The sequence below is a fragment of the Micromonospora sp. LOL_014 genome (assembly GCF_048060245.1).
Lineage (GTDB): Bacteria > Actinomycetota > Actinomycetes > Mycobacteriales > Micromonosporaceae > Micromonospora_E.
In genome coordinates, this window is sequence record NZ_JBHMIP010000063.1 from 1 (window position 1) to 5,904 (window position 5,904).

The window sequence follows — 5,904 nt, forward strand, 5'->3', positions numbered from 1 at the left end:
CGACCATCCACATCTACCGGGTCCAGCCACCACCAAGATCAACTTAAGCTACGTGGCATTGGGCCTAGACGCCCCGACGGACGAGTTGATCAGAGACACGTTCGCGGCGATCCTGCGCGACCCGGCCGGCCGCGATTGACATCGTCGAGGTGACGCTGACGCACGTTATTTCGCCAATTCAACGTGTGTCAGCGCCACCTCGCGAACGCCAGCGAGCCCCGGGACCCTTGCAACTGGGCGGGTCCCGGGGTTCTGTGCGCTCCGGCTACGGAAAGCGGACCGGCGCGGGCTCAGGCGTACTTCTTCGCCAGCTCGACGAAGCTCGACCAGGACGACGGGGCGAAGGCCAACGTACCGCCGTCGCGGTTCTTGGTGTCCCGGACGTAGACGCGGCCCGGCAGATTGTCGGCCACCTCGACACAGTTGCCGCTGTCGGACCTGGTGCTCTTGCGCCAATGCGCCTCGGTCAGCTCCATGTCTCGATCGCCTCCATGATCATCTCGTGGGACAGTCGTGCGGGCAGAGCGTACCCCCGGATCGTCTCCCAGTCCTCTTCCAGCGCCTCGGTGGCGTCCGTGGCCTCGATCAGCCGCCCTTCCTGGTGGCCTTCGAGGAAGCCGACTGTCCGGCCGTCCACGGTCGCGAGCACCATCGGCCCGAGCATCCCGGGATAGCCTCCGGTGCTGAACGGCACGATGTGCACCTGCACGTTCTGCCGCTGGTTTGCGTCGGCGATCGCCTTCAACTGGTCGCGCATCACCTCCGGCCCTCCCACCGACCGGCGCAACACCATTTCGTCGAGCACCACCACCAGTCGGCAGGCGTTGGTGGCCCGGGTGACGATTTCCTGCCGGTCCAGTCGGGCGGCCAGGGCCAGCTCAAGATCCTCCGGCTTGGTGTTGAGCGCCTGCAACAGGGCGCGTGCGTACGCCTCGGTCTGCAACAGGCCGGGCATCATCATCGGTTGGAAGATCCGTAGCAGTCTCGCGCGGCCCTCGTACTCGACGAACGGGCGATACCACACCGGTGTCCACTCGCCACGGATGAACTCCCGATAGAACTTCATGAACGCGGTGCCGTACACCCGGTCCACCGCCCCGAGGTAGTCCGGCAGCGCCGGCCGCTCGCCGCGCTCCACCGCGCCGACGTGCGACGCCGAGAAGTGCAGGCGCTCACCCCAGGACTCCTGGGTGAGCCCCAGCATCTCCCGGACGCGACGAAGGTCCTCTACCAGATACTCGCTCGCAGACATAGCCTTTCACGTCCCCCAATTCATCACGGCGCACCACTGACCGGTGCCGGACATTCCCCGGAGTCACCCGCGTTGATCAATTGCCACCTGATCGCTCCCGGGCTTTTCCCATCTTCTGTGGTGGGGGGCTGATAGTCCAGGGTGGAAGTCGGCGAACACCACAGTCGACTGCACTCGGAGGAAGAATGTCGATCAGGAATGACGGCATTGGCGGGACTCCCCGCCTCGCCCGGTACATCACGTTCACAGCAGCGGACGATGCGACACCCACGCCGGGCAGGCCGCCGCTGCCGAAGCGGACACCCGGGGAGACCGACCCCGATCAGGACGGGCGGTTCCAGCTCACCGGCGCGCGCGGCGTGGCTGCCGCCCCGTACGGTGCGGTCGACGACGCCCGAAGCGCGGACCACACCAACCGGGCGGCCCGCTCCCCCGCGCTGTCCCGGGCGATCCACGACGCGAACTCCACCGCCCGCACCCACCTGCCGAACCGGACCACCGGCGAATGCCACCGGTGCGGCGGCGTCCCCGGGCCGTGCCGCCCGTTCCTACGGGCGATCGCGATCCTGGACCGGTGGGAGCCGGCGAACGCCCGACGAATCCGCGCCGTCCTGCACCTGTCCGGGCTGATGCCCGCCGGCTACCCGCACGACGACAAGGACGAATCCGCCGAGTCGTACGGAGCCGTCGACGATGCCTGAGCCGACCCCGCTGGCGTGCCCCGGTGATCTGGTGGCGCTGCGGCAATGTGACCACGTGGACGCCAACCGGCCCGTGCGGCTCCGGGTGGTGGAGATCTGGCCGTCGCCGGAGGAATACTCGTGGGTGCAGCTCGACGGCTGGGAAATCGACCCTGACGACACTGACCGCGACGGCAAGGCGGTCAGCGTCCGAGCGTACAAGGACGCGCTGCGCCGGCCCGGCACGGTCACCACGGTAGGCCGGGGGTAGCCGGCCGGTCCCCGATCGGCGCCCCCGGGGCGCAGCGTTCCCCGCGAGCCGGACCAGGACGGACGCCCGGATCCCACCCCCGTGATCCGTGATCCGAGGTCCGAGGTCCGCACCTGAGGCCGGCATCCGGACCCAGGGGTCCGGCAACCCCTGCCCAGGGACACTGGACGGGAGATCCGGGAAGCTGCGCCCGGGGGTCAACACTCCCGACGAGTTGCTCGGCTTTCGATTGCGATGCGCGCGTCCCAGCGACCGGCCGCAGCCCACTGCGGTCAAGCCCGACAGCTCAGGGCCCGGGCCGCCACCTCTTCAGGCCCTCCCTTCCATGATGAACATCCTCCCGAGGATCGCGCAGCCCCTCTGATCTGGGATGTCGGTCAACGTGGGTCAGGTCCAGTCGCCACGGCGACACGCCGTGCGATGTGAGCGCCGCGGTCGACGTCACGGCTGATTCGCCTGGTGTACGGGCTCTCCCTGATCATGGTGCCCCCTTCGCGGCGTACCAACGGCACGCGATAGGTTGTCCGTGTAGATACGGGCTGTATAGTCACTTGGTGTGGACAACACAACCGCCATACTCGGCCTACTCGGGATGAGCCCGAGCTACGGCTATGACCTGAAGAACCGCTACGACCGCTGGTTCGGACTGAAGAAACCTCTGGCGTTCGGCCAGGTCTACACGACCCTGGCGCGGCTGATCGGCAAGGGCTGGATCGTGGCCGTCGGCGAGGAAGCGGGTTCCGGGCCCGAGCGCAAGCGCTACGAGATCACGGCGGCTGGTCGAGCCCGGGTGATGGAATGGATGTTCACTCCCGACGTTCCATCAGAACGCCTGCAGAGCAACCTTTTTGCCAAGACGATCATAGCGCTGCTGCTAGGTGACGACGCGGGTCGTCTGCTGGACCTGCAGCGGGCGCAGCACATGGCCCGAATGCGCCAGCTGACCAACGAGAAAAAGAAGGCCGACCTGGCGGTCGTGCTCGCCTGCGACCACGCGTTGTTCCATATCGAGGCGGACTTACGCTGGATCGATCTGACCGCCGCGCGCCTTACCCAACTGCGAGCAGAGGTGAAGAAGTGAGCGAGGTCGAGGTCGTCAGCACGCCATCGCGGGTGCCCGGTGTCGGGCCTGTCCTGCTGAGAGCTCGCGGGCTGCGCATGACGTTCGGGCTGACCCAGGCGCTGCGCGGCGTCGACCTGGACATCCACGCCGGAGAGATCGTCGCGATTACCGGCCCCTCCGGATCGGGCAAGTCAACGCTGCTGCACGTGCTGGCCGGCGTCCTGGTGCCAGACGAAGGAGTTGTTGATTATGGGGAAACTAGAGTCAACGCGCTCGGCGAGGCGGGTCGTTCGAGGCTTCGCCTGGCCGAGTTTGGCTTTGTCTTTCAATACGGACAGCTCCTGCCCGGTTTGTCCGCATTAGACAATGTCACGATCCCGCTCTTGCTGGCCGGCGTCGGCAGGCGTGAGGCGCTGCGGCGCGCCGCCACCTGGCTCGACCGCCTCGGGCTCACCGAGCATTCCCGCAAGCTGCCTGCTCAGATGTCCGGTGGCCAGGCCCAGCGTGCTGCTGTGGCGCGGGCGCTCGTCACCGAGCCTTCCCTACTGTTCGCCGATGAGCCCACCGGGTCGCTCGACTCGCTCTCGGCAGAGGCCGTCATGCTCGCCCTCACCGAGACGGCACGGGCGGCGGGCACCACAGTCGTGCTCATCACCCACGATCCTCGGACGGCGGCCTACGCCAACCGTGAGCTGGCTGTGCGAGATGGACAGATCACCGTCGGAGGGCCGTACGGATGAGTCTGTTCTCGCTGGCAAGGCTCGTCACCGCCGGAGACCGGGGGTCGTGGGGGCGCTTGCTTGGCATGGCCGGTGGCGTCGCCGTCGGCGTCCTGCTCCTGCTGTTGCTGTGGGGTGCCTACAACGGCCTGGCCACCCGGACCGAGCGATCCACTTGGACCACGCTGATCTATGGCGTGACTGAGCAGGTCAACGATCCGGCTGCCGAGCCGCTGACCGACAGCCGGGTTTTCGCCTCGACTGTCTCTGACTATTTCGCAGGCCGCACGATTTCCAGGGTGGACATCGCCTCCACGCCGAGCTCGACGGTGGTCGTACCCGGCATCGGTCGCCCACCCGCGATCGGCACCTACTACGCGTCACCTGCGTTGATAGCGCTCATCGACGCACACCCGGCCGACCAGCTGGGCGCCCGCTACGGTACTCGGGCAGGCGTCATTGCCGATACCGCGCTAGCCAGTCCCGACTCGCTGGTAGTCGTGGTCGGCTTGGCAGCCGGCGACCTCGACCCCGGCCGGGCGGCCAGCTATTCAAGCGATGCCACCATCGGTGTGTGGGCGGTCGAGCGGTTCGGCGGGTCGGCGTTTCCCAGCATCGGCTATCGCACAGTGGCCATCATCGGCGCCATCGCCATCCTGCTTCCGGTGCTGGTACTGGTGGGAATTGTTACCCGGCTCGGCGCTGCGGCGCGCGCCGAACGTTTCGCCGCACTGCGCCTCATCGGAGCGACACCGCGCCGGGTCGCCGACATCGCTGCGGCGGAGATCGGGGCGACCAGTCTTGTCGGCGCCATCGCGGGCGCGATCCTGGCGTGGCTGCTCATTCCGGTCGCCGCACAGATGCGGGTGGGCGACGGCCGCTTCTTCCACGCCGACCTGACGGTGGCACCGGTAACGGTGATCGTGGTCGTGGCCGGTGTGGTAGCGGTGTCCACCGCGGTGGCATGGTGGCGCACGGCGTCGGCCGGGATCGGTCCGCTCGGGGTGACCCGCGAACAGTCTGAGCGGCGCCCCAGCGTGCTGGGCGTGCTGCCACTTTTCGCCGGCATTGTCACAATGCTCAGCGCCACCGTCGCGGCGCTGATGCACTCACCGCTGCCGGCGACAGACATCATCCTCATCATGGGGTTCATCCTGATCTCGATCGGGCTGATTACCTCGGGGCCGGTACTCACCTTCTGGGTGGCCCGCCTCGGGGCCAGCGCGGCGCGTAGCCCCGCCGGTGTCATCGCGATGAACCGCATCCGCCAGCACCCGCGGGCCACCTTCCGGGCTGTCAGCGGATTGGTCGCCGCAGTCTTCATGGTGTCGGTGTTCTCGGCGGCCATCACCGCCGTGGCAGCCGAATCGGCGCCTGGTGACGGCCCCGGCTTGCTGCCGCTGACCACCGTGGTAGCTCGCCTGGGCGGCCCGCCGGACTCCGCGAAGTCCTCGACGGCAGCGGCTTCCCAGGTTGCCCAAGTCACCGGTGTCACCGGGGCGGTGGTCGCTTACTACCATCCTGATGAGGGCATCATTGTCACCGCGTCCGACGCCGCCGCGTTGGGGCTGCCGGTGCCTGAAGGCGCCAGGTATGTCCACGTTCATTCCGATTACCTCAACGGCGGCACGCCGCAGGTGGCACCAGGAACCTCGCCCGGCACCGCGCCGGCGGCACTACTGGTCGCCACCGACGGCACGACCAGCACGATCGAACGCGCTCGCACCGCCATTCTGCTCAGCGGTGTGAAGCTATCGCTGCCGCCCAGCACCCGTTCCGAACAGGCGTCGTCAACCCTACAGACGTGGGCCAATCGCTACGCAAGTCTGGCCAATCTCGGCATCCTGGTGGCGACCCTGAGGTCTATTCACAGGCGATCCTGTAGAAGTGCAGCCCGATGACACAGGAGATCGTTTCCG

7 protein-coding genes are annotated in these 5,904 nt (G+C 67.6%); 5 read left to right on the forward strand and 2 right to left on the reverse strand.

The window, feature by feature from the left end; translation table 11 throughout:
- Positions 1–290: 290 nt before the first annotated feature.
- Together ACFHW1_RS28275 and ACFHW1_RS28280 are read right to left on the reverse strand one after the other, a co-directional pair.
- On the reverse strand, positions 291–476 hold the full coding sequence (locus ACFHW1_RS28275) for a DUF397 domain-containing protein (RefSeq protein ID WP_416553537.1): 186 nt from the start codon (positions 474–476) through the stop codon (positions 291–293).
- The gene (locus ACFHW1_RS28280; RefSeq protein ID WP_416553535.1) at positions 467–1,252 is read right to left on the reverse strand and encodes a helix-turn-helix domain-containing protein; all 786 of its coding nucleotides are present in this window, start codon (positions 1,250–1,252) and stop codon (positions 467–469) included. Before ACFHW1_RS28280 ends, ACFHW1_RS28275 begins: the two co-directional genes overlap by 10 nt.
- 185 nt (positions 1,253–1,437) lie before the next feature.
- Between ACFHW1_RS28280 and ACFHW1_RS28285 the strand changes: the two genes are divergently transcribed.
- The 5 genes from ACFHW1_RS28285 to ACFHW1_RS28305 all read left to right on the forward strand — a co-directional run bounded on the left by ACFHW1_RS28285 (position 1,438) and on the right by ACFHW1_RS28305 (position 5,886).
- Positions 1,438–1,953, forward strand: coding sequence for a hypothetical protein (locus ACFHW1_RS28285; protein WP_416553533.1), 516 nt, complete (start codon positions 1,438–1,440; stop codon positions 1,951–1,953).
- Complete coding sequence (locus tag ACFHW1_RS28290; RefSeq protein WP_416553531.1) at positions 1,946–2,203, forward strand: hypothetical protein; 258 nt, start codon at positions 1,946–1,948, stop codon at positions 2,201–2,203. Before ACFHW1_RS28285 ends, ACFHW1_RS28290 begins: the two co-directional genes overlap by 8 nt.
- A gap of 556 nt (positions 2,204–2,759) precedes the next feature.
- The gene (locus tag ACFHW1_RS28295) at positions 2,760–3,284 is read left to right on the forward strand and encodes a PadR family transcriptional regulator (RefSeq protein WP_416553529.1); all 525 of its coding nucleotides are present in this window, start codon (positions 2,760–2,762) and stop codon (positions 3,282–3,284) included.
- 77 nt (positions 3,285–3,361) lie between these two features.
- Entirely contained in the window at positions 3,362–4,006 is a 645-nt protein-coding gene (locus ACFHW1_RS28300) for an ABC transporter ATP-binding protein (RefSeq protein WP_416616613.1), read from the forward strand.
- The gene (locus tag ACFHW1_RS28305; protein WP_416616612.1) at positions 4,003–5,886 is read left to right on the forward strand and encodes an FtsX-like permease family protein; all 1,884 of its coding nucleotides are present in this window, start codon (positions 4,003–4,005) and stop codon (positions 5,884–5,886) included. Before ACFHW1_RS28300 ends, ACFHW1_RS28305 begins: the two co-directional genes overlap by 4 nt.
- Positions 5,887–5,904: the final 18 nt, after the last annotated feature.

Bases quoted from the DNA above. Each gene is read 5' to 3' on its own strand.
- ACFHW1_RS28280 (WP_416553535.1), bottom strand. From the start codon at position 1,252: ATGTCTGCGAGCGAGTATCTGGTAGAGGACCTTCGTCGCGTCCGGGAG.
- ACFHW1_RS28290 (WP_416553531.1), top strand. From the start codon at position 1,946: ATGCCTGAGCCGACCCCGCTGGCGTGCCCCGGTGATCTGGTGGCGCTG.
- ACFHW1_RS28275 (WP_416553537.1), bottom strand. From the start codon at position 476: ATGGAGCTGACCGAGGCGCATTGGCGCAAGAGCACCAGGTCCGACAGC.
- ACFHW1_RS28300 (WP_416616613.1), top strand. From the start codon at position 3,362: ATGACGTTCGGGCTGACCCAGGCGCTGCGCGGCGTCGACCTGGACATC.
- ACFHW1_RS28305 (WP_416616612.1), top strand. From the start codon at position 4,003: ATGAGTCTGTTCTCGCTGGCAAGGCTCGTCACCGCCGGAGACCGGGGG.
- ACFHW1_RS28285 (WP_416553533.1), top strand. From the start codon at position 1,438: ATGTCGATCAGGAATGACGGCATTGGCGGGACTCCCCGCCTCGCCCGG.